We start from the raw sequence: 21,785 nt of genomic DNA on the forward strand, positions 1-21,785 counted from the left end.
ATGGAAAGTTGGAAAGACCTGCTTAACCCCGATTTTTATATTACAAATGGAGGGCTATGGATTGTGTTATTTATTATCTTTGCTGAAACCGGCTTATTTGTAGGTTTCTTCTTGCCAGGAGATAGTTTGTTGTTCGTTTCTGGTATATATGCAACAAAGATTATATCTGAAAGTTTCGGATCTACTGGAAGCGATTTTATAGACACTACAATTCTGGCATCGCTAATAGCTATTGCAGCTATTGTTGGTAATATGATTGGTTATTGGTTTGGTTACAAAAGTGGACCAATGCTATACGAAAGAAAAGATACCTGGATTTTCAAGAAAAAATATTTGTTCAAGGCGCATGATTTCTTTGAAGACCATGGTAAAGTAGCTGTTATTATGGCTAGATTTCTTCCGGTTGTAAGAACCTTTGCACCTATTGTTGCGGGGATCGTAAAAATGGACAAGGGGCGTTTTCTGGTATATAATGTAATTGGAGGTGTACTTTGGTCATTCTCTTTGGTATATGCCGGACATTATCTGGATAAGTTCTTTCAGGTTCAGTTTGGAATAGATTTGAAAAAACATTTGGAGTGGATTATTATCATTATTGTGATTATTACTACAGCTCCTGTTCTTATCAAATTACTTGCGGGCGGAGATAAGAAAAAAGAAATAGAAGGGTCTAATTAATTTTCCCTGATATAGAGATAGATTGAGATTGCTTTTAGCAATCTCTTTTTTTCTTCAATAAATAAATTAATATTTTTACTTTTTAAAAACTTAGTATGATTTCGAAAACCACGATAGACAAAATTTTCTCCGCTGTAAGAGTGGAAGAAGTGGTTGGTGAATATGTACAGCTAAAGCGTGCTGGTGGAAATTACAAAGGTTTAAGCCCTTTTCATGATGAAAAGTCGCCTTCATTTGTAGTATCTCCAAGTAAGCAGATCTGGAAAGATTTCAGTTCCGGAAAAGGGGGAACTGCAGTGTCTTTCCTTATGGAAATCGAAAACTTTACCTATCCTGAAGCATTGCGCCATCTGGCAAAGAAATATGGCATTGAGATAGAAGAAGATGTTCAGGAGATATCGGAGGCTGAGAAAGAATCCCGTAATCAGCGGGAGCTATTATATAAAATCCATGAGGTTGCCAACAACTTCTTTCAGGAACAGTTGTATGATACTGAGGAAGGACAGAATATTGGTTTATCATATTTCAGAGAAAGAGGGCTGAATGATGAAATTCTGAAAAAGTTCCAGCTAGGATACTCACCAGAACTTAAAAACGCTTTTACCAAGTCTGCAAAAGAAAAGGGCTATGATAAAGATCTTCTGGAGAAGTCCGGATTATCTATTTTTCCGGAAAATGCGCCTGAAGGGATCGATCGTTTTCGCGAACGTGTAATCTTCCCGATTCTTAGCTTCTCAGGAAGGGTACTGGGCTTTGGTGCCAGAATTCTGAAAAGTAATGTAAAAACAGCCAAATATCTCAACTCACCCGAGACAGAGATTTACCATAAATCCAATGTACTTTACGGAATTGCTCAGTCTAAGCAAGCAATTTCTAAAGAAAATCATTGCCTTCTTGTGGAGGGTTATATGGATGTAATTTCATTGCATCAGGCAGGGATAGAAAATGTTGTGGCCAGTAGTGGTACTGCTTTAACAAAAGAGCAGATTAAGCTGATTAAAAGGTTGACGCCTAATGTAACAATTCTGTTTGATGGTGATGCTGCCGGAATTAAAGCCTCATTCAGAAGTATAGATTTACTTTTGGAAGATGGCATGAATATTAAGGTAATGCTATTTCCGGATGGACACGACCCGGATAGTTTTGCCAAAGCTTTTCCACAGGAATATGTAAAAAGTTATATTGCTGAACATGCTGTAGATTTTATTCACTTCAAAATAGATGTTCTTCAGAAAGATGCCGGAGATGACCCTTTTAAAAGAGCAGATCTGATAAAAGAAGTTGTAAAGAGTATAGCTTTTGTTCCGAACAATCTTCAGCAGGAGATATTTATACAACAGGCATCCAAATTATTACATGTTTCCGAACAAAACCTGTTCAACGAACTTCAGGTTCAGAAAACCGGAATACAGCATCAGGAAAAACCTAAAGCACCGCAAATCCAACCAAAACTGGAGAAGGTGGAAATTTCCCAGATTGAAACTATTAATCCGCTGCTGCTATTGGAGGAAAAGCTGGTTGAGCTCATGCTGAAGTATGGTGATAAAGAAATTGTAAGGAAGAAAGAAGAGGGGATGGTAAAGTCCTCTGTTATTCAGGAGATTTTAAATCACTTTGATGAAGATTCTTATGAAATCCAGATTCCTCTGCATCAGAAAATTGTAGATGAAATCCGTAAAGGTGCTGAAAAAAGTGAATTGCGTTCGGGACAGTTTTTCCTCAGTCTGATGGATGAAGAAGTGAATCAGAAAGTTGCAGATGCACTGATCGATCCTTACCAACTAAGTGACTGGAATAAGTTCAATATTTACTTTAGTTCGGAAGAAGATGTTGTGGAAAAGATGGTTCAGGATATTATTCTTCGTCATAAGCGAGAGTATATACTAAAGATTATAAAGGACTTACAAGTGAAAGTGCAGGAAGACCCTGGTAACGATGTGCAGTATTATGCCACAATTGTAAAGCTCACCAGACTTAAAATGGAACTGGACAAAGTATTATACAGGATATTGTAATTAATTTCTGCCAGAATGTCCGTATATTCGTTTGGAACAAAATTAGTAACACAATAGAAAAATTAATTCAATGGATATTAAAAAGGAATTTAGAGATTACGCAGTAAAACACCTTGGAGTGAATGGTCTTGCTGCTGATCAGTATATGGGTATATATGGTCCAACCAATTTAACACCATATATTATGGAGGAACGTCGTCTAAATGTAGCGCAAATGGACGTTTTCTCCCGTTTGATGATGGACAGAATTATCTTCCTTGGAACAGGAATAGATGATCAGGTTGCCAATATTGTAACAGCTCAGTTATTATTCCTGGAAAGTGCTGATCCTGCTAAAGATATTCAGATCTATATCAACTCTCCTGGTGGTAGTGTATATGCCGGATTAGGAATATATGATACAATGCAGATTATTAAACCGGATGTTGCTACAATCTGTACAGGTATGGCAGCGTCTATGGGTGCTGTATTATTAGTAGCCGGAGAAAAAGGTAAGCGTTCTGCTCTTAAGCATTCAAGAGTTATGATTCACCAGCCAAGCGGAGGTGCTCAAGGGGTAGCTTCCGATATGGAAATCAACCTTCGTGAAATGTTGAAATTAAAAACAGAATTATACGATATTATCGCTCACCACTCAGGACAGACTTACGAATGGGTAGAGAAATCTTCCGACAGAGATTACTGGATGACTTCTGAAGAAGCGAAAAGCTTCGGTATGGTAGACGAGGTATTACAGCGTAAAGAAGAGAAATAATTTTTTTCGCAGCATATTTGTTTAGAAGGAAGGCGTAAAATCTATAGGTTTTACGCCTTCTTTTATTTAGTAAGACAGAATGTTGATATATTTTTTGAGGAAGCTTTGAGAGATAAGGAAGCTTTTTTATTTTTGCAGCATGAAAAATATTCAGATAAGAACCGAGGAGTTTTTTGAATTACTGAAGCTACAGGATGCTTCTATGTGGGACGTTTTCGAGAAAATGATAGATGGAGAAGAGAAGCAGATTATATTTCTGGACAAGGATGAAAAGGTTGTAACAACTTATATATTGCCACAAACAATAGAGCAGCTGAAAGAAGATAAAGAAGTCTTCAATAAAACATTTACTGAGAAGCTATCACAGAACTAATTATTTTAGCAATAAAACAATTGTTCCGGCAATAATTAATCCTGCACCAATTGCTGTTTTGGTGTCTATGGATTCGCGCAGAAATACAGCTGCCAATATAATAGTGAGAGCTATGCTTAGTTTGTCTATAGGAGCTACTTTAGAGACATCTCCCATTTGTAAAGCTTTAAAATAGAATATCCAGGATAGCCCGGTTGCTATTCCGGATATTGTTAAAAATATAATATTGGTTTTAGAGAGGCTGACAATTCCTTTTGTCTCCCCACGGAAAATAACAATTCCCCATATCATAACCAGTACTACCACTGTACGAATGGCAGTAGCAAGATTGGAATTGATATTAGAAACACCTATTTTGGCAAATATTGCTGTAAGAGAAGCAAACAAAGCAGAGAGAAGTGCATAGATCCACCACATCACAAATCAATATTTAGGTTAAGAAGCATTGACTCCAAACAAATAGCCTACCAGTGCAGTTAGTGCCATAGCAGCAGTACCCCAGAAGCAAATTCTTATCACCGCAGTACTTATTTTAGAACCTCCAGCTTTAGCGGCAACCGCACCCAGAATCATGAGGAATATAATGGAAAAACCGTATTCATAATAAAGCATTTGAGGTATAGGTGCAAATATGGCCACCAGAAATGGTAATATTGCTCCTACGGTAAATGATGCAAAGGAGGAAGCTGCAGCCTGCAAAGGTCTTGCTGTCGTAATCTCGTTAATACCTAATTCGTCACGGGCATGGGCTTCTAAAGCATCGTGCCGAGTCAATTCTTCAGCTACCTTTAGTGCCAGTTCAGGGTTTAGTCCACGGCTTTCATATATTTTAGCCAATTCCTTTAGTTCTATTTCAGGAATGCGTTCCAACTCTTTAGCTTCCCTTTCCAAATCGGCTTTTTCAGTATCAGCCTGAGAGCTTACAGATACATATTCTCCCGCAGCCATTGACATTGCACCGGCAACAAGACCTGCCAGTGCAGCCAGTATAATTGCTTCTCTGGAAGGCGTAGCAGCAGCCACACCAATTGTAATACTGGTTGTGGACAGAATACCGTCATTAGCCCCAAGAACAGCAGCCCTTAGCCATCCTACACGATTTACATAATGTTTTTCTAAATGATGATGTGTCATTTTTTGGTTTTTTTGTAAATAGTATTCGAGAAATAAGAATTTTGATGTTTACGTAAATTTAGGGAAAAATCTGCCTGATAAGGAATGTACATGACTGATTTTCTTTAGAAAATAAAATTTTTAACTCGCCTAAATAAAGATAATTTTCTTTTGATAAAAATAACGGGAAAACCCACGTGGAAAATCTTTTTCGGTTCCAATCTTTGTAAAGCCTAGTTTTTCATAAAATTCCGGAGCCTGATAAGAAAACGTATTTAGGCTTAGGTAATGGCATTTTCTTCTTTTGGCTTCTGTTTCTGCTGCAGATATCAGTTTGGATCCTATGCCTTTGTGTCTGTACTCCGGATGAACAGCCAGGCGTTTTATTTCTAACGTGCCCCACAAAGAGCGGCCAATGATTCCGCCAACAATCTTTTCGTCATCATAGATGACAATTTCCACATCTTCATTGATTTCATTTTCAAAAGAAATAGCACGTTCCTGATTGTACTGGTTTAGAAAACCTGTTATGATTTCATCGTGATTCTCTGTAATTACGGAACTGGTTTTGATCTTCATAAAAAGTATTTAAGTTGGAAGTCAGGATTTATGTAGAATAAATATATTGCTTTTTGCAGCCGGAACATATAAAAAACATATATTTAATCAATAAAAGCAAGTGTATGAAAATTATGACAAGGTTATATGTTATATTACTTTTGGTATCAGGTATATTGACTTCTGCTCAATATAAAAATACAGATATTGAAGGCGTTTATAATAAAGGTGGTATTTCTTTTATTCTCAAAAAAGACAATACATTTCTTGTTGTTGCTATGGGTACATTGATAAAGGGAACATGGAACACTGATAAAAACATAATCACACTAACGCCTAAAAATCCTGATGCATTGTTTTATCTTTATGCCAGAAAAAATCCGGATATTAAAGGTGAAATGCGGTTAATGATTTCCGGAGATGATACTTCTAATGATATTTATGTTGGCACCTTTCCAAATAAAATGAAGCGTCTTTTTAATAAAGAAGCGAACTGTTTTGACTTTCCTTATGTACATCGTTCCAAAGAGCTGCCTGAAGTTTTAACTTTTATAGATCAGACTAAATCAGAAAATCCTTCTCAGATGGATGTGCCAAATGTAATGCAGCACTTCCAGACAGCAGGATACAACGACTTTATTATGCAGTATATGAGTCCGAGTCTTTTTTATAATCCATTCCGGTTTGAAATAAGAAAGGAAGGATTGAAATCTTTGTCCGATGCGGATGGTGGAATCGTTAAAAAACAGAATATAAAAGAATTCTTTAAAAATGAAAAAGAGCTGCAGTTTTTAGAAGAATCATTTAATATGGCTTATAATGCAGACTTTAAGATTGTTAATTATGCTTATAATACTAATGATGATATGTCCGAAAAAATGGATATATCACAATACAAGTATGATCCGGTGCGTAATGTATATGTCAATCCTTATGCGCCAGCCAAAAGTTTAAATTATAAGAGTGATGACTTTCATTATACCGATGTTTTAATGAAGTTTGATAAAGTAAAGTCTGAAAATAAATCAGTTCCAGACTTTAAGCCACTTCCCGGATCAGTCTTCGTAGCAAAGTGCAAATAAGTATGACGCTTAGTTTATTGAGTCAAAAGCAAAGGATCAGGTACCCGAAAGACGCAGGTTTTTCTCCTTTTTGGTTTCATAGCTTAATAAGAATATTGTAGAGATAATGAGTAAACTTCCAATCCAGTCGATATAGGTAAAAGGTACATGTAGCCACATTACAGCAATAATTGTTGCCGACAAAGGTTCTCCGGATGCCAGAAGACTGCTTTTTTGCCCGCCAATAAGCTGAACAGCTGTCAGATAAAAATAGAAAGGAATTAATGTTCCGAATATTACAATAAAAGCGGTGTAAAGATAGGATTGTGTATCCCAGTGCCCTTCGGCCTGCCACGGTGCTTTTACAAAAGAGAAAGCAATACCACCAATCAGCATTCCCCAACCAATGATTACCGCCGAATTATATTTGTTAAGGAGGGCGATAGGCTGCAATGTATAGATAGCAAGTGCAAAAGCCGAGGCTATACCGAAGAATAAAGCGGTAGATGAAATATTCAGCCTTCCCATATCACCATGGGTAACCAGTATAAAAGTACCAAGAACCGCAAAAGCAATGGCTACAAAATCGATAAATCTGGGGATTTTTCTGTTTTTAATAGCAAGATAAACTGCAATAATTACCGGTCCGGCATATTGTAATACTGTAGCGGTGGCAGCATTGGAATGTTTAATAGCAGCGAAATAAGTATACTGAACCATTAGCATACCCGTAATTCCGAATAGTATCAGTTTCAGAGCATCTTTTTTATTCTTCCATACGGCCAATAAGTCGGGATTTTTACCAAATGCCCCGATAAGCAATAGAATGATGCCTGATATCAGCATGCGAACAGTAATCATCCATTCTACACTGACTCCTCTTTGCTGAAATAGAAATTGTCCGAAAGTGCCGGATACTCCCCATAATGAAGCGGCAATAAGTGCTAAAAGAAAACCTTTGGTATTTGTACTTCTCATGTCGTTGTGAAGGATTAAGAATAAGAATTAGTTTTTGATATTTATTGTGCGAAATTACTTCAAAACTCATGTGTTTTTTCTTTAATTTTAACCACTTATTTGCAATTTTGTTTCATATTAAACCTGCTTATGGAAGATTTGGATAAATTCGATTTACAAATTCTGGATATTTTACAGAAAGATAATCAGACGTCGCAACGGGATATTGGTGATAGGATAGGGCTTTCAGCTGCTGCTGTACAACGACGTATTAAGCGGATGCGCGAAAATAAGATTATTACGTCGGATATTTCTGTGATCGATCCTGAGAAAGTAGGAGCACAGATTCTATTATTTGTAGAAGTAGAATTGGACACGGATAAAATTGAGTTTATAGACGATATTAAGAGAACCTTTAGCAAGGTGCCTCAGATTCAGCAATGTTATTATGTAACCGGTGAAGTAGATTTTGTATTGGTAATGGTTGTCAATACAATGCAGGAATATGAATTGCTGACAAGGCAGTTATTCTTTAGCAATACCAATATCAAGCGTTTTAAAACGTTTGTCAATATGCATACGGTAAAAAATGGTTTACAGATACCTATTTTAGGAAGTTAGAAGTACTAAATTAGAAGTACGAAGTATAAAATAAACAATTCAACGATTCAATAATGCATAAACAATAGGTGAATCAATAATTGTTCAGGAAAAGATCAATTGTTTTTTTAGTTTCGGCAACATCGTGCACCCTTAGGATTTTTGCTCCCTTGTGTAGTAATTTTAGGTGGAGCTTTTGAGTTTCTTCTACAATTTCCAAAGGTGATTTGCCTAAAGATTTGTAGATAAAGGACTTTCTGGAAATACCGATTAAAAGGGGAAGTCTTCCGAATCCAAAATATTCAGCTTCTTCAGTCATTTTATATTGGTCTTCTATTGTTTTTCCAAATCCAAATCCAGGATCTAATATAATATCATGTACCCTTAGTTCTGTGAGTTCCCGAACTTTCTCGCAGAAAAACTGATTAATGCTGAGTGTAATATCTTTGTACTGTATTTTATCATGCATCTGTCCGAATTCCGGATTAATATGCATCAGAATATAGGGTAAGCCCGTTTCGGCAGCGGTTTTAAACATTTCGGAGTCAAATTGCCCGCCTGAAATATCATTAATAATATCCATTCCCTCATCCGCTGCATATTTTACAGTTTCAGCATAAAATGTATCAACAGATATCAGCTTTTCCGGAAACTCTTTTTTCAGTAATGAGATTACTTTGCCTAAGCGCCCCATTTCTTCCTTTGCATCAATCTGCTTAGAGTTGGGATTGGTAGACTGAGGTCCGATGTCGATGATAGAAGCACCTTCCGAAATCATTTTTTCTGTATGTTCCAGAGCAGCCTTTTCCTGACTAAAACGCCCGCCATCGGAAAAAGAATCGGGAGTAAGATTCAGAATTCCCATAATTAATGGTTTTTCAAGGGAAACTAATTTTCCGCGACAGTTGATACTAAAATTATGATTTACAGAAAGTTGTTTTTTATAAGTGTTCATCAGCTTTTTCGCTTTAGGCTAAATTTGTATCTTTGGCATTAGAACGCTAATTTATGCAAAATACAGCAATACAGTTTGATGAAATAATTTCCGGGTGCAGAGATTTATTTAGTAAAAAGATGCACGATTACGGAGCAGCGTGGAGAGTACTCCGTCCAAGCTCTATTACAGATCAGATTTATATAAAAGTAAACCGTATCCGTACCCTGCAGATGACTACTGTAAAAATGGTGGATGAAGATGAAAAAGGAGAATTCATCGCTATTGTTAACTATTCTATTATAGGATTAATCCAGCTGGAAAAAGGACTTGCCGAATCATTGGACGATGATCAGGAACAGATTCTAAAGCTTTATGATCATTATGCCAACGAGGCTAAAGAGCTTATGCTGCGTAAAAATCATGATTACGGAGAAGCATGGCGCGAGATGCGTATTTCTTCAATTACCGATTTAATCTACCAAAAAGTACTGAGAACAAAACAGATTGAAGACAACAAAGGAAAGACCTTAGTTTCTGAAGGCTTAGATGCCAACTATTTTGATATGCTGAACTATGCTGTTTTCTGTCTGATTAAAATGACAGATTAATAGCAAAACGCAAAATTGATATACCAAACACCATATATTGTATAAGATGAGAAGATTTATCAGAGTTTTTGTAGCAATTGTATTTATTATATCAGGCTTTGTAAAAGCAGTTGACCCCGTAGGATTTTCTTTCAAGCTGGAAGAGTATTTTTCGCCTTCGGTATTTAATATTCCTTTTTTGGAAAAGCTGGCATTACCAATTGCAATATTGGTGGTTACGGTAGAATTTTTATTAGGAGTTCTGCTCTTACTGAAAATAAGAATCAAACGCACATTGCGTTCACTTTTGGCAATCTGTATATTCTTCGCATTCCTTACGTTTTATTCTGCATATTTCAATGTGGTAACAGATTGTGGATGTTTTGGTGATGCATTGAAAATGACTCCGTGGACATCCTTTGCCAAAGATATGGTGTTGTTAGTACTTATTGCTATTCTGTTAGTAATGTATAAGCATGATGAAAGCAATAAAGTGCATTTCCTGAAAAGTGGTTTCCCAAGGATGACATTGTTTTTGCTAAGTTGCATTTTCCTTACCGTTATTGTACTGAAAGGGATCTTAGGAGAACCTTACATAGATTTCAGGGATTATAAAATAGATACAGATCTGAAAGCTGAAAAAGCAAAAATAGAAGCCAATCCTTCTGAATATGAAGTTTTCTATACCCTGAAGAATACTAAGACAGGGGAAGAGAAAACAATGTCACAGAACGATTACCTTTCTACCAATATCTGGAAAGATGAAACCTGGCAGATAGAGTCTGATAAGACTAAGGAGAAATTAAAAAAGCAAGGTTATGATTCTACAATTAAGAATTTCAAAATTACAGATGCGAACGGACAGGACGTTACAGATCAGATTCTTAATGAGCCAAGGATTGTAATGATCTTTACTTACAAGCCTGAGAAACTTTCTAAGGAACTGATTAACAAAATTGAAAACGGCTTGTTAAGCAAAAAGTCAAAAGTATATGCGGTTTCTACACAGGAGAATACCTTTACTAAAGTACCACATGGTACAATGGATGGTACAGCTATAAAAACCATAGCGAGAAGTAATCCATTTGTATTGATTCTTGAAAACGGAAAAATTGTTTTCAAACAAGAAGCGAAAGACTATTTTAATAATTAAGAAGACTGAATCAGTATAATTCGGAATCTTGATGGCTTTGATATTTTTACAGAGTAACTGATTTTAATTACAACATGAAAAAGAGATATTTACAAGTGATTATTGGTTTGACCTTTTTTTGTTTTGGTCAGGCACAACAGTATAAAAAGCCATTGGTTTCGGCTATCAAAGAATCAGATCTTAGAAAAGATATGTTCGAGATTGCTGCGGATCAATTCCGTGGCAGGGAAGCAGGAACTTTGGATGAACTGAAGGTATCTATGTGGCTGGCGGATAAAGCCAGTGAGTCCGGAATGAAACCTGCAGGAGATAACGGAACTTTTTTTCAGTTTTTTGAAATGTACCGACATCAGGTATCTCCGCAAAGCAGCCTGAAAATTGGAGATCATGATTTAAAATTGTGGAAAGACTTTTTAGTAACTGAGCCTGTAAATGCAAATATCAATGCCGATATGCTATATGCTGGAAATGCAGAACCTGAAGATCTACAGAAATTAAATATCAAAGGGAAGGTACTTATTGTTAACAGCTCAGCAAAAGGAATAAAACAAGATATGTTTCTTTTCCAGAGACGTTATCCCGGATTTGTAAAGGCAAAATACTATAATACAGCTTTTAAGCTTGGAGCAAAAGCCATTGTATTTATTACAGATGATATTGCTGAAAAAAGCTGGGCCGAAGTTTACCCGCAGATGACAAGGGGACTTTATGGTGTTGAAGGCTTAAGAGAAAAAGTAGAAAATAACATGCCTGTTTTGTGGATCAGAAAGTCTGATGCAGACCGGTTAAAGAATAACACCAAAGTTTCATTGAACCTGATGACTGAGACTTACAGATATCCTTCTGTAAATGTTATTGGTAAAATTGAGGGTACAGATCCGAAATTAAAAAATGAATATGTCCTGATTAGTGGTCACCAGGATCACGATGGAATAAGACATCCTGTGAAAAATGATACAATCTATAACGGAGCAGATGATAATGCCAGTACTTGCGTAGCAATGTTGGCAATGGCAAGAGCTTATAAATTGCAACCTGGTAAGAGAAGTATTCTTTTTGTTTTTCATGGTGCTGAAGAAAGGGGATTGCTGGGCTCCAGATGGCATGCATCACATCCTGTAGTGCCACAAGAACAGATTGTAGCAGTCCTAAACGGGGATATGATTGGTAGGAACAATACCGATGAAGCTGCATTGCTGGGAGGAAATGCACCACATAAAAATTCGGAAGAACTTGTAAAGATGGCTGAGGACGCTAATAATGAAAGTACAAAATTCAAATATCTGAAAGACTGGGATTCTCCTGAGCATGCAGAATATTTTTACTTCAGAAGCGACCATCTTCCATATGCAAGGATCGGAATTCCTGCAATATTCTATACAAGTGTTCTACACAATCAGTATCATACACCTCAGGATGAATCCGAAAATATCAACTATAAGAAGTTGTATAAGATAACAGAATGGATGTACAGAACTTCATGGAAAGTAGCCAATGAGCCTCAACGTCCGGGACTGATTCCGAATTTTTCTTTGGAAAGATAGAATATGGAATTTTAATAACTAAATTTGAATAAGAAACATATATAAATGACACATAAATCGAACAAATCAATCGCAGGATATCACCTGTTAATGATTTTATCTGCAGTAGATTATAAATTTCATCCCGGAGAAGAAAAAGTAATTAAGGAATATATAGAAGACGAGTTTCCATTTTTTGTAAGCCTTGATGCTGAAACAGAAATAATAGCTAATCTAAGCCCAAGTGAATGGGAAAAACATTTTGAATTCCATGCACAGTGCTTTTATGATGATTCTACAGAAAAAGAAAGAAAAGATTTTCGCCAGTTTGCTAAAAAGCTAATTAAAGCAAACGACGAAGTGAGCGAAGAAGAACACCAGTTCTATTCCTTGATGAAATCTATCTGGAAGATGAAATAATACCAGACAAAACACACAACACCAAAAGCGAATATATGAAAAATAAATACTTAGGATTAATACTTATGAGTACGACTATACTTCAGGCTCAGCAATTTCCTGATATAAAAGCACCAGTTGCTGAAAAGCAGGAACATATACGGGAAATTCATGGCGATAAAGTAAATGACCCTTATTACTGGATGATAGATTACTTCAAAAAAGGAGCTAACTCCGAAAAAGTTGTAGACTATCTGAAAGCTGAAAATACTTACTGGACAACGATGATGAAGGATACGGAGCCTTTCAGGGAGAAACTTTTCCTGGAAATGAAGAACCGCATCAAGGAAAAAGATGAATCTGTTCCTGTTTTCAGAAATGGTTATTACTACTATACCCGTACAGACGCTGGTAAGCAATATTTTAAATACTGTCGGAAGAAAGGAGATCTTAAAGCTCCTGAAGAAGTACTTTTAGATGTAGATAAACTTGCTGAAGGACATCCATATTATTCTGCGGTAGGCTTTAGTATAAGTCCGGATAATAATAAAATGATCTACGGAGTAGATGATGTATCCAGAAGACAGTACAAACTTTTCCTGAAAGATTTGTCTACAGGTAAAACCACTGATCTGGGTATTATAAATACAACAGGTGGCGCAACCTGGGCAAATGATAATAAGACTATTTTCTATACAGCAAAAAATCCGGAAACCCTTTTAACAGAGAAAATTTTCAGACATAGTTTGGGTACAGATCCTTCAAAGGATGTATTGGTATACGAAGAGAAAGATAAAAGTAACTATATTGGTGTTGGGAAATCTAAGAATGAGAAATTCATTATGATTTCTTCAGGAGCAACAACCTCTTCCGAAATCAGGTATCTCGATGCAGATAACCCTGCAGGAACATTCAAGGTGTTCCAACCAAGAATAAAAGATGTAATATATGATGTTACACCTTTAGAAGACAGATTTCTGATTACAACCAACAAAGATGCTTTAAACTTTAAAGTTGTAGAAACTCCTTTGGACAAAACCGGAGTTGAGAACTGGAAAGACTTTATCCCGCACAGAAAAGATGTACTAATGGAAGGGATTACAGAATTTAAAAATTATCTGGTATTCAGTGAAAGACAGAACGGACTTTCGCAGCTGGTGATATATGACAGAAAAACTGGTAAAAAAGAGTTTCTGAAATTTGATGAACCTGCATATACTGTTTATTCATCAGGAAACCCGGAATATAATACAGATAATTTCCGTTTCGGTTATACATCTATGATTACGCCGAGTTCTCAGTTTGAACAAAATCTGAAAACAGGAAACAGGATATTGCTGAAGCAACAGGAAGTTCTGGGTGGGTATGATAAAAAGAATTACGAAACCGAAAGGCTTTTTGCTACTGCAAAGGACGGTACTAAAATTCCTATTTCCATTGTTTATAAAAAAGGATTTAAAAAAGATGGGCAAGCTCCGTTGCTGTTGTATGCTTATGGTTCTTACGGAAGTTCTATGGATGCTACATTCAGCAGTACAAGATTAAGCCTTCTGGACAGAGGATTTGCTTACGCTATAGCACATATCCGTGGTGGACAGGAAATGGGAAGACAGTGGTATGAAGATGGTAAAATGATGAAAAAGAAAAATACTTTTACTGACTTTATTGATGCCGGAGAATACCTGGTAGACCAAAAATATACTTCTCCAAAGCATTTGTATGCCCAGGGCGGAAGCGCCGGCGGTCTTTTAATGGGAGCAGTCGTAAATATGAAACCCGAACTGTGGAATGGTGTAATTTCACAGGTTCCGTTTGTAGATGTTGTTAATACAATGCTGGATGAAAGCATTCCGTTGACCACAAATGAATATGACGAGTGGGGGAATCCTAATAATAAAGAAGCTTATTTCTATATGAAATCTTACTCTCCATACGAGAATGTAGAAAAGAAAAATTATCCTAATCTATTGGTCACTACAGGCTTACATGACTCTCAGGTACAGTATTTTGAACCTGCGAAATGGGTAGCGAGATTGAGAGATATGAAAACGGATAAAAATGTACTGATGCTGAAAACCGATATGGATTACGGTCATGGTGGAGCTTCAGGAAGATTCGACTATCTGAAAGATGTCGCTTTAGTATATGCTTTTATGTTCAAACTAGAAGGAATTAATAAATAACTTAACAAAACTTATATAAACTATGAGAAAGAAAATCGTTGCAGGAAACTGGAAAATGAATAAAAATTATACTGAAGCTCAGGAATTAATGCATGAGTTAGACAGATATAAAAAGAACAATGCCATCAACTGTGAGGTATACATTGCGCCACCATCACTTTATATAACCACTGCTAAAAATATTTTCCTAAATGATAACGTAGGTGTTTTTGCTCAGGATATGTCGGAACACACCAGCGGAGCTTATACTGGTGAGATTTCAGCTGATATGCTGGCTTCTGTTAATGCAACAGGTGCTATTATTGGTCACTCTGAGAGAAGACAATACCACGGAGAAACTGATAGCCACTGCAATAGAAAAGTGAAATTAGCTTTAGATAAAGGTCTCGTACCAATCTACTGTAACGGGGAAACTTTGGAGCAACGTAAATCGGGACAGCACTTTGAGGTTATTAAAAACCAGACTGAGGTTGCGCTTTTCACACTTTCAGCAGAAGAGATTAAAAAAGTAGTAATCGCTTACGAGCCGGTTTGGGCTATCGGAACTGGTGAAACGGCTTCACCAGAGCAAGCCCAGGAAATTCATGCACATATCCGTTCACTTATTGCTGCTAAATACGGACAGGAAGTTGCTGATGAAATTTCTATCCTTTATGGTGGAAGTGTAAAACCGGACAATGCAAAAGAAATATTCTCCAAACCAGACGTAGACGGTGGTCTTATTGGTGGAGCTGCATTGAAAATAGAAGATTTTACTGCAATTATTAAGGCTTTTGACTAAACTTAAGCTAACTTTGCCAATTGCAACATTTTATAAATGACACAATACTTAGAATTCGATTTTAAAATAGAACCTGTAGAGCCTTGGAATGAAATTCTGATGGCTGAATTGATAGAGCAGGGATTTGACAGTTTTACTGAGAACCCGGATGGGATCTTAGCTTATATTCAGGCGGAATTACTTAATGAAGAAGAGCTTAAAAATCAGTGGCTGCTGAATCATGATGATGTGAAAATTTCTTATACCTATAAAGAAATGCCTAACATCAACTGGAATGAAGAATGGGAGAAAAACTTCCAACCGATTAATGTAGAAGATAAAGTTTTAATCCGTGCAGAATTCCATGAATCACAAGGATTTGAAGAAGAAATTATCATTCAGCCGAAAATGTCTTTCGGAACCGGGCACCATGCTACTACATATCTTATGATCCAGCAGATGATGGATATGGATTTCCAGGGAAAAAAAATACTGGATATGGGATGCGGAACCTCTGTTTTAGCTATTTATGCTAAAAAGAAAGGTGCTTCAGATGTTTTAGGAATCGATATTGATGAATGGGCTGTGGAGAATTCCAGAGAAAATGCAGAACGTAATAATACACCAATGCGTGTAGAATTGGGAACTGCTGATAACCTGGGACAGGAAAAATTCGAGATTATTTTAGCGAATATTAACCGTAATATTCTTATCTCCGATATTCCACGATATGTTGAGGTATTGGAGCCGGGAGGTTCTTTATTGCTTTCAGGATTATGTTTCTTCGATGTAGACGATATTTTACAGGTCTGCAAAGAACAGAATCTTCAGTTGCAGAAGAAGTTACAAAGAGAAGAATGGGTTTCATTACTTCTGACTAAATAAAAGTAAAGCCGAATCTAGTAAGATTCGGTTTTTTCTTATCTTTGAGAGCATTAATGATGATTATGAAAAGAAAAATATTTTATTTTTTAGCGCTCAATATTTCTTCCTTCTATTTTGCTCAGCAAACAGCTGCTGTCGAAGTTGCTGTAAAGGCACGGGATGTTGCGAGTAATGCGGCAGCTATTGCAGTACCTGTGGAAGAAGATTATGAAAATTATATATTTCACAAAGAAGTTGGAAGTACTGCTAAAATTTTTGTAGATAAAACCAATATCAGAGATCTTCCGGGTTTAACCGGAAATGTTGTGGATGCATTGCCACAAGGGACTTCTGTAAAAATTATCCAGGAGACTAATATTATAAACAAAATACAGGAAAGAAGCGCCCAGTGGTATAAAATACAGTACAATGGGAAAGAAGGATATGTCTGGGGAGCGAATCTAAGTGTAGCCAATAAGCTAGTGGATGGAAAAGAATTCCTTTTTGGAGTTAGCGGAACGCAGAAGGTTATAGATATAGAAGGCATCAGTAGCAATGCGTTAAAAGGCGAGGTAAGTGTGCTGGAAAATGGGAAACTTTTAGGTTCTGGAGTTTTCAATGCAGGTACCATGGAAAATATAGCAGGGGTTGAATTTAAAGTTGACAAAACTAAAAGGTTCAAGAATGTTGATTATATTATACAAGTATCTGTTTCTGGTGAAGCTTGTGGTATACCAACTTATGAGCAAACCTACTTTATGAAAAAGGAGGGGTTTTTAGTGGCATTACCATTGCTACAATCAGTATCAGATGCAGGAGAGTATTATCATATAGAAAAATATGACTTTCACATGAAAGTTATGAATCAGTTTTTCATGACAACAGAAGAGGCAGAAAATGCTAATTCGGATAATAATGAGTATAAAATGGATGGATTTACGAAAACGGCTGTCTATGAATGGGACGGAGACAGAGTTATGGAAATGAGTTCTTCAGTTAAAAAATTTAAAGGAAAAAAACTGCAGTAAGTATTTAGTATAACCGGACATCAATCTGGTGAACGATATAAAAATATAACCCTCACAGATGTGAGGGTTATATTTTTTTGCCCTGTTTATTTAATTCCCAGAAATAATCTTGGGTTAACCGGAGTATTATTCTTATGTACTTCGTAATGAAGATGAGGTCCTGTGGAACGTCCGGAATTTCCTGACTTTGCAATGACTTCGCCTACTTTTATTTGCTGATTGGGACTTACCAATATACTTGATAAATGTCCATATAAGGTAGCTAATCCGTTTCCGTGAGATACGATAATACAGTTTCCGTAACCACCTTTCTGCCCTGCAAATATTACAGTTCCCTGTGCAGCACTTCTTACATCAGAACCAAAAGGAACGGCAATATCCAAACCTTTATGAAACTGCATAACTTCCGGATCCTGAGCCGGTTTTACTGTAGCTGTTGCAGTCCCTGCAGAATCCGTTTTAGGAAGGTTTACACCAGCCATCACAATTCTTTTGGGTGGAATAGGATTCTTTCTGACACCAAAGTTAGAAGAGATCTCTCCGCTGGTTGGAATTCCAAGGGGAATTTGCTGAAGCTTCGTTTGATAATCTACAAGAGCTTGTGTATATCGGTTAGCCTGCTGGCTTAGGTAAATGCCGTTTGAAAGATTTTCAGCATCCAAAGATTCAATTTGTGGAGCTTCAATATTATTAGATGTTAAAAAGTTAGAAAGACTTTTTACAACTCTGTCCAGTTGGGTAAGATTGTTTTTTACTTCTGTATAATCCAGGCTGTCCTTTTTGTCTTTAATCTGTACCAGATTCACCTGATAAACTTTATCATCTTTTTTATTCATAAAGTAAATCATAATTACTGCCTGTACCAGAACAACCGCTAATAAACCATATATAGTATATCTAAGATTCCTACGGGACGAAAAAAAATGTTTCATATCTCTGAAATGTTAGGGAGGCAAAAATAAATAAAATATTATAAAAAATTACCGGAGAAAAGTTATATTATGTTGTAAATCTGTTAATTAATGTTAAAAATAATGACTCTTTTTCCTGGATAAATAAAGGCTAAAGTCTTGAATGGTTTGTCTGTTAAGTTGTATATTTGTGGAACCTAAATTCTAATAATGGCTAAGAAGAAATCCGGAAACGGTATTAGTGTCGGCGTTGTAGGGAGCGGGAGTTTTGCTACTGCAATAGTAAAGATGCTGACAGAAAACTGTAAAACGATTCACTGGTGTGTAAGAAACGAATTTGTAAAAGGAGCGATAGAACTAAAAAAGCATAATCCTTCATATCTTACAGCTGTACTTTTTAACCTGAAACAGTTGCAAATAACAACAGATATCAATGAACTGGTATCTGCTTGTGATGTTATCATTCTTGCAACTCCCTCTATATACCTTGGTAAGACTTTAGAACCTCTGAATGTTGACCTGCAGGGAAAATTATTTGTATCTGCAATTAAAGGGATTGTACCGGAACAAAATGATATTGTAGCACATTTCCTTAGAGAAAAACACAATATTGGTTTCAGAAGTCAGGCCGTAATTTCAGGCCCTTGTCATGCAGAAGAAGTTGCTATGGAGAGACTTTCTTATCTTACGGTTTCTGCTGCTGAAGAAGAAAATGCTGCCAAAGTAGCCAAACTTCTGGAGTCAGATTTTATTAAGGTGAATAAATCTTCGGATATTTTAGGAAACGAATACAGCGCAGTCTTGAAGAATATTTATGCAATTGGTGCAGGCATAGCAGCTGGCTTGGGGTATGGAGATAACTTCAATGCCGTATATGTTTCCAATGCAATCCGTGAAATGGAATTGTATTTGGATGCAATCTATCCGGAACCCAGAGACGTAAACCAGTCTGCTTTCCTTGGAGATTTATTGGTGACTGCATATTCTTTATTCAGCCGAAACAGAATGTTGGGGAATTTAATAGGAAAAGGATATACTGTAAAATCAGCAATCCAGTCTATGAGTATGGTGGCGGAAGGTTATTATGCAACAAAAAGTATTTATGAGATCGGAAAAGAAAAAAAATTAAAGCTTCCGATTGTTAATACAGTGTATGAAATCCTTTATGAGGAAAAGAATGCTGAAAAGCAGTTTAAGAAACTAACAGCGAAACTTAACTAATTCTATAATATAAAATTGTTATAATAAAATGAATCCGAAACCTAAATACGATGTCGTTCTTATTGGCGGAGGTATAATGAGTGCTACTTTGGGTACTATGTTACACGAGTTTGACCCAAACCTGAAAATTGCACTTTTCGAAAGATTAAAAGATGTTGCCCGCGAGAGCTCATCTGCGTGGAATAATGCAGGAACAGGTCACTCTGCTTTTTGTGAACTAAACTATACTACTGAGAAGAAAGATGGCTCGGTAGATATTAGTAAAGCTGAAAAAATTGCAGAACAATTTGAAATTTCAAAACAATTCTGGGCTTATCTTATTAGCAAAGGATATATTGATTCTCCTAGAGAATTCATTAACTCCTGTCCGCATATGAGTCTTGTATTTGGAGAAAAAGATATTGAGTTTCTTAAAAAACGTCATGATACAATGATTAAATCCCATTTGTTTGAAGGAATGGAATTTTCTGAAGATCATGATAAATTAAGGGAATGGGTTCCTTTAATTATGCGTTCACGTAGTGCTTCAGAAAAATTAGCAGCTACAAGAGCAACAATGGGAACAGACGTAGATTTTGGGGCATTAACCAAAAAATTGGTAAAACACCTTGAAGAAAGTTCTAATGTTGAAGTATTCCGTTACCACGAGATTAAAGATATTGATGACAACAATGGTAAATGGAGAATGAAGATAAAAGACAGATTAAATAATCACCCTGTAGAAGTAGAAGCAGATTTTGTTTTCATCGGAGCAGGAGGATATGCACTCCCTCTTTTAGACAGTTCAGGTATTGAAGAAAGTAAAGGTTATGGAGGTTTCCCTGTTAGTGGGCAATGGCTGGTAACTAAAGATCCTGAGCTTATTGCAATGCACCATGCAAAAGTATATACACAGGCTACTGTAGATGCTCCGCCAATGAGTGTACCTCACCTGGACCTTAGAATAATTGATGGAGAAAAAGCATTGCTTTTTGGACCATTTGCAGGATTTTCTACTAAATTCCTTAAAAACGGAAGCTATCTGGATTTACCAGAAAGTGTAAACTTCAAAAATATCCGTTCTTTATTCGGTGCATGGTGGCATAATCTCTCATTGACGAGATACCTGATCAGACAGGTAACAATGAATAAAGATCAACGAATTGCACACCTTAGAGATTTTATTAAAGATGCTAATGCCGATAAATGGGAACTGATGGTTGCCGGGCAAAGAGTACAGATTATTAAAAAAGATGATGCTGAAGGTGGTAAACTTGAATTTGGAACCGAGGTTGTAACCAATAAAAAGGGAACTATAGCATCTCTGTTAGGAGCATCTCCGGGGGCAAGTACAGCAGCTTTTGCTATGATCAATATTCTTGAGAAATGTTTTGGAGACAAGCTTCAGAAAGAATGGAGAGACAAGCTTCTGGAAATGGTACCTACCTACGGGAGAAAACTAAAAGATAGTGCTGAGCTTACAGATAGAGTAAGAAACTATACAAAAGAAAAACTTGAACTGGAATACTAATGAAGTATTTAATAGCTTTTATGCTGAGTATCTTTGCTTTTGGACAAAAAGCCGAGATTAAAGAGATTCAGAAATTTCAGGCTGACCTGAATGCTGAATACAAAAATCCTGAGGAAACGCCATTACGTGGAAATCTGCTAAAGGATTTTAAAGCAATACCTTTTTTTGATATTGATCTTAAATACAGTGTAAAAGCTAAGCTTGTTCCGACAAAAGATGCTGAGGTTTTTGAACTGCCTACATCTTCCGGAAAAACGAAAAAGTATAAAGAATATGGTACTATTACTTTTTCTTTGGAAGGACAGCAGTATTCACTAAAAGTATACCAGAGTCAGGATCTGATTAAAAGACCAGGTTTTGAAGATCATCTTTTTCTGCCGTTCAGAGATGCAACGAATGAAAAAGAAACATATGGTGGAGGGCGTTATATCGATTTAAAGATTCCTAAGAAAGATAATCTGATTATCGATTTTAATAAAGCTTATAATCCTTATTGTGCATATAATGCTTTCGATTATAACTGTCCCATTGTCCCTATAGAAAATAAACTTCCTGTGGAAATAAGAGCAGGGGTAAAGTATGATGATATCTATCACTAAA

General features: G+C 36.4%; 23 protein-coding genes. 17 read left to right on the forward strand and 6 right to left on the reverse strand.

Features of this window, described 5'->3' with window-relative positions:
* The 4 genes from BAZ10_RS00440 (at position 1) to BAZ10_RS00455 (ending at position 3,820) form a co-directional block, all read left to right on the forward strand.
* Positions 1 to 678: a DedA family protein gene (locus BAZ10_RS00440; RefSeq protein WP_078770347.1), complete on the forward strand. Its 678-nt coding sequence runs from the start codon at positions 1 to 3 to the stop codon at positions 676 to 678.
* A gap of 95 nt (positions 679 to 773) precedes the next feature.
* Entirely contained in the window at positions 774 to 2,693 is a 1,920-nt protein-coding gene (gene dnaG, locus BAZ10_RS00445) for a DNA primase (protein WP_078770348.1), read from the forward strand.
* 70 nt (positions 2,694 to 2,763) lie between these two features.
* On the forward strand, positions 2,764 to 3,447 hold the full coding sequence (clpP, locus tag BAZ10_RS00450; RefSeq protein WP_009091431.1) for an ATP-dependent Clp endopeptidase proteolytic subunit ClpP: 684 nt from the start codon (positions 2,764 to 2,766) through the stop codon (positions 3,445 to 3,447).
* A gap of 139 nt (positions 3,448 to 3,586) precedes the next feature.
* Complete coding sequence (locus BAZ10_RS00455) at positions 3,587 to 3,820, forward strand: hypothetical protein (protein ID WP_078770349.1); 234 nt, start codon at positions 3,587 to 3,589, stop codon at positions 3,818 to 3,820.
* Here the strand turns inward: BAZ10_RS00455 and BAZ10_RS00460 are convergent, their stop codons facing one another.
* The 3 genes from BAZ10_RS00460 to BAZ10_RS00470 form a co-directional block, all read right to left on the reverse strand.
* Positions 3,821 to 4,237, reverse strand: a complete 417-nt coding sequence (locus BAZ10_RS00460; protein WP_078770350.1) for an EamA family transporter — start codon at positions 4,235 to 4,237, stop codon at positions 3,821 to 3,823.
* A gap of 18 nt (positions 4,238 to 4,255) precedes the next feature.
* A complete protein-coding gene (locus tag BAZ10_RS00465) occupies positions 4,256 to 4,954 on the reverse strand; it encodes a VIT1/CCC1 transporter family protein (protein WP_078770351.1) in 699 nt (232 codons plus the stop codon).
* 129 nt (positions 4,955 to 5,083) lie between these two features.
* The gene (locus BAZ10_RS00470) at positions 5,084 to 5,512 is read right to left on the reverse strand and encodes a GNAT family N-acetyltransferase (protein WP_078770352.1); all 429 of its coding nucleotides are present in this window, start codon (positions 5,510 to 5,512) and stop codon (positions 5,084 to 5,086) included.
* Positions 5,513 to 5,616: 104 nt separating this feature from the next.
* Between BAZ10_RS00470 and BAZ10_RS00475 the strand changes: the two genes are divergently transcribed.
* A complete protein-coding gene (locus BAZ10_RS00475) occupies positions 5,617 to 6,573 on the forward strand; it encodes a hypothetical protein (RefSeq protein ID WP_078770353.1) in 957 nt (318 codons plus the stop codon).
* A gap of 36 nt (positions 6,574 to 6,609) precedes the next feature.
* On the opposite strand, the gene BAZ10_RS00480 is transcribed toward BAZ10_RS00475, so the two are convergent.
* Complete coding sequence (locus tag BAZ10_RS00480; protein WP_078770354.1) at positions 6,610 to 7,530, reverse strand: DMT family transporter; 921 nt, start codon at positions 7,528 to 7,530, stop codon at positions 6,610 to 6,612.
* 129 nt (positions 7,531 to 7,659) lie between these two features.
* Here BAZ10_RS00480 and BAZ10_RS00485 point away from each other — a divergent pair, with 129 nt between their 5' ends.
* Positions 7,660 to 8,130, forward strand: coding sequence for an Lrp/AsnC family transcriptional regulator (locus BAZ10_RS00485; protein WP_059322646.1), 471 nt, complete (start codon positions 7,660 to 7,662; stop codon positions 8,128 to 8,130).
* A 73-nt stretch (positions 8,131 to 8,203) separates the two neighbouring features.
* On the opposite strand, the gene folP is transcribed toward BAZ10_RS00485, so the two are convergent.
* Positions 8,204 to 9,064 (reverse strand): dihydropteroate synthase, encoded by an 861-nt coding sequence (folP, locus tag BAZ10_RS00490; RefSeq protein WP_078770355.1) that lies wholly within the window; start codon positions 9,062 to 9,064, stop codon positions 8,204 to 8,206.
* Positions 9,065 to 9,117: 53 nt separating this feature from the next.
* Here folP and BAZ10_RS00495 point away from each other — a divergent pair, with 53 nt between their 5' ends.
* The 8 genes from BAZ10_RS00495 (at position 9,118) to BAZ10_RS00530 (ending at position 17,543) form a co-directional block, all read left to right on the forward strand.
* Entirely contained in the window at positions 9,118 to 9,654 is a 537-nt protein-coding gene (locus BAZ10_RS00495) for a DUF1599 domain-containing protein (RefSeq protein ID WP_057267707.1), read from the forward strand.
* A gap of 46 nt (positions 9,655 to 9,700) precedes the next feature.
* Positions 9,701 to 10,786, forward strand: a complete 1,086-nt coding sequence (locus BAZ10_RS00500; protein ID WP_078770356.1) for a BT_3928 family protein — start codon at positions 9,701 to 9,703, stop codon at positions 10,784 to 10,786.
* Positions 10,787 to 10,860: 74 nt separating this feature from the next.
* Positions 10,861 to 12,330, forward strand: a complete 1,470-nt coding sequence (locus BAZ10_RS00505; RefSeq protein WP_078770357.1) for a M28 family metallopeptidase — start codon at positions 10,861 to 10,863, stop codon at positions 12,328 to 12,330.
* A gap of 45 nt (positions 12,331 to 12,375) precedes the next feature.
* Positions 12,376 to 12,729, forward strand: coding sequence for a hypothetical protein (locus BAZ10_RS00510; RefSeq protein ID WP_078770358.1), 354 nt, complete (start codon positions 12,376 to 12,378; stop codon positions 12,727 to 12,729).
* A 35-nt stretch (positions 12,730 to 12,764) separates the two neighbouring features.
* Positions 12,765 to 14,891, forward strand: coding sequence for a S9 family peptidase (locus BAZ10_RS00515; RefSeq protein WP_078770359.1), 2,127 nt, complete (start codon positions 12,765 to 12,767; stop codon positions 14,889 to 14,891).
* Between the two features lie 22 nt (positions 14,892 to 14,913).
* On the forward strand, positions 14,914 to 15,672 hold the full coding sequence (gene tpiA / locus BAZ10_RS00520; protein ID WP_078770360.1) for a triose-phosphate isomerase: 759 nt from the start codon (positions 14,914 to 14,916) through the stop codon (positions 15,670 to 15,672).
* Positions 15,673 to 15,708: 36 nt separating this feature from the next.
* Positions 15,709 to 16,536 carry a 50S ribosomal protein L11 methyltransferase gene (prmA, locus tag BAZ10_RS00525; RefSeq protein WP_078770361.1) on the forward strand — a complete coding sequence of 276 codons (828 nt, stop codon included), beginning with the start codon at positions 15,709 to 15,711 and terminating at the stop codon, positions 16,534 to 16,536.
* Positions 16,537 to 16,598: 62 nt separating this feature from the next.
* Positions 16,599 to 17,543, forward strand: a complete 945-nt coding sequence (locus BAZ10_RS00530; protein ID WP_245803706.1) for an SH3 domain-containing protein — start codon at positions 16,599 to 16,601, stop codon at positions 17,541 to 17,543.
* 86 nt (positions 17,544 to 17,629) lie between these two features.
* Here BAZ10_RS00530 and BAZ10_RS00535 read toward each other — a convergent pair whose 3' ends face one another.
* Positions 17,630 to 18,475 (reverse strand): M23 family metallopeptidase, encoded by an 846-nt coding sequence (locus tag BAZ10_RS00535; RefSeq protein WP_078770363.1) that lies wholly within the window; start codon positions 18,473 to 18,475, stop codon positions 17,630 to 17,632.
* 189 nt (positions 18,476 to 18,664) lie between these two features.
* On the opposite strand from BAZ10_RS00535, the gene BAZ10_RS00540 reads away from it, so the two are divergent.
* Genes BAZ10_RS00540 through BAZ10_RS00550 form a run of 3 tightly spaced genes read left to right on the forward strand, consistent with a single transcriptional unit; the run spans position 18,665 to position 21,784 of the window.
* Positions 18,665 to 19,675, forward strand: a complete 1,011-nt coding sequence (locus BAZ10_RS00540) for an NAD(P)H-dependent glycerol-3-phosphate dehydrogenase (protein WP_078770364.1) — start codon at positions 18,665 to 18,667, stop codon at positions 19,673 to 19,675.
* Between the two features lie 28 nt (positions 19,676 to 19,703).
* Complete coding sequence (mqo, locus tag BAZ10_RS00545) at positions 19,704 to 21,185, forward strand: malate dehydrogenase (quinone) (protein ID WP_078770365.1); 1,482 nt, start codon at positions 19,704 to 19,706, stop codon at positions 21,183 to 21,185.
* Positions 21,185 to 21,784, forward strand: a complete 600-nt coding sequence (locus tag BAZ10_RS00550) for a DUF1684 domain-containing protein (protein ID WP_078770366.1) — start codon at positions 21,185 to 21,187, stop codon at positions 21,782 to 21,784. The genes mqo and BAZ10_RS00550 overlap by 1 nt, the downstream gene beginning before the upstream one ends.
* The last annotated feature ends 1 nt before the right edge of the window (position 21,785 follow it).

Source organism: Elizabethkingia occulta, from assembly GCF_002023715.1.
GTDB classification, from domain to species: Bacteria; Bacteroidota; Bacteroidia; order Flavobacteriales; family Weeksellaceae; genus Elizabethkingia; species Elizabethkingia occulta.

Excerpts from the sequence above, each read along its gene's own strand:
- BAZ10_RS00440 (WP_078770347.1), top strand. The coding sequence starts at position 1 with ATGGAAAGTTGGAAAGACCTGCTTAACCCCGATTTTTATATTACAAAT.
- dnaG (WP_078770348.1), top strand. The coding sequence starts at position 774 with ATGATTTCGAAAACCACGATAGACAAAATTTTCTCCGCTGTAAGAGTG.
- clpP (WP_009091431.1), top strand. The coding sequence starts at position 2,764 with ATGGATATTAAAAAGGAATTTAGAGATTACGCAGTAAAACACCTTGGA.
- BAZ10_RS00455 (WP_078770349.1), top strand. The coding sequence starts at position 3,587 with ATGAAAAATATTCAGATAAGAACCGAGGAGTTTTTTGAATTACTGAAG.
- BAZ10_RS00460 (WP_078770350.1), bottom strand. The coding sequence starts at position 4,237 with ATGTGGTGGATCTATGCACTTCTCTCTGCTTTGTTTGCTTCTCTTACA.
- BAZ10_RS00465 (WP_078770351.1), bottom strand. The coding sequence starts at position 4,954 with ATGACACATCATCATTTAGAAAAACATTATGTAAATCGTGTAGGATGG.
- BAZ10_RS00470 (WP_078770352.1), bottom strand. The coding sequence starts at position 5,512 with ATGAAGATCAAAACCAGTTCCGTAATTACAGAGAATCACGATGAAATC.
- BAZ10_RS00475 (WP_078770353.1), top strand. The coding sequence starts at position 5,617 with ATGAAAATTATGACAAGGTTATATGTTATATTACTTTTGGTATCAGGT.
- BAZ10_RS00480 (WP_078770354.1), bottom strand. The coding sequence starts at position 7,530 with ATGAGAAGTACAAATACCAAAGGTTTTCTTTTAGCACTTATTGCCGCT.
- BAZ10_RS00485 (WP_059322646.1), top strand. The coding sequence starts at position 7,660 with ATGGAAGATTTGGATAAATTCGATTTACAAATTCTGGATATTTTACAG.
- folP (WP_078770355.1), bottom strand. The coding sequence starts at position 9,064 with ATGAACACTTATAAAAAACAACTTTCTGTAAATCATAATTTTAGTATC.
- BAZ10_RS00495 (WP_057267707.1), top strand. The coding sequence starts at position 9,118 with ATGCAAAATACAGCAATACAGTTTGATGAAATAATTTCCGGGTGCAGA.
- BAZ10_RS00500 (WP_078770356.1), top strand. The coding sequence starts at position 9,701 with ATGAGAAGATTTATCAGAGTTTTTGTAGCAATTGTATTTATTATATCA.
- BAZ10_RS00505 (WP_078770357.1), top strand. The coding sequence starts at position 10,861 with ATGAAAAAGAGATATTTACAAGTGATTATTGGTTTGACCTTTTTTTGT.
- BAZ10_RS00510 (WP_078770358.1), top strand. The coding sequence starts at position 12,376 with ATGACACATAAATCGAACAAATCAATCGCAGGATATCACCTGTTAATG.
- BAZ10_RS00515 (WP_078770359.1), top strand. The coding sequence starts at position 12,765 with ATGAAAAATAAATACTTAGGATTAATACTTATGAGTACGACTATACTT.
- tpiA (WP_078770360.1), top strand. The coding sequence starts at position 14,914 with ATGAGAAAGAAAATCGTTGCAGGAAACTGGAAAATGAATAAAAATTAT.
- prmA (WP_078770361.1), top strand. The coding sequence starts at position 15,709 with ATGACACAATACTTAGAATTCGATTTTAAAATAGAACCTGTAGAGCCT.
- BAZ10_RS00530 (WP_245803706.1), top strand. The coding sequence starts at position 16,599 with ATGAAAAGAAAAATATTTTATTTTTTAGCGCTCAATATTTCTTCCTTC.
- BAZ10_RS00535 (WP_078770363.1), bottom strand. The coding sequence starts at position 18,475 with ATGAAACATTTTTTTTCGTCCCGTAGGAATCTTAGATATACTATATAT.
- BAZ10_RS00540 (WP_078770364.1), top strand. The coding sequence starts at position 18,665 with ATGGCTAAGAAGAAATCCGGAAACGGTATTAGTGTCGGCGTTGTAGGG.
- mqo (WP_078770365.1), top strand. The coding sequence starts at position 19,704 with ATGAATCCGAAACCTAAATACGATGTCGTTCTTATTGGCGGAGGTATA.
- BAZ10_RS00550 (WP_078770366.1), top strand. The coding sequence starts at position 21,185 with ATGAAGTATTTAATAGCTTTTATGCTGAGTATCTTTGCTTTTGGACAA.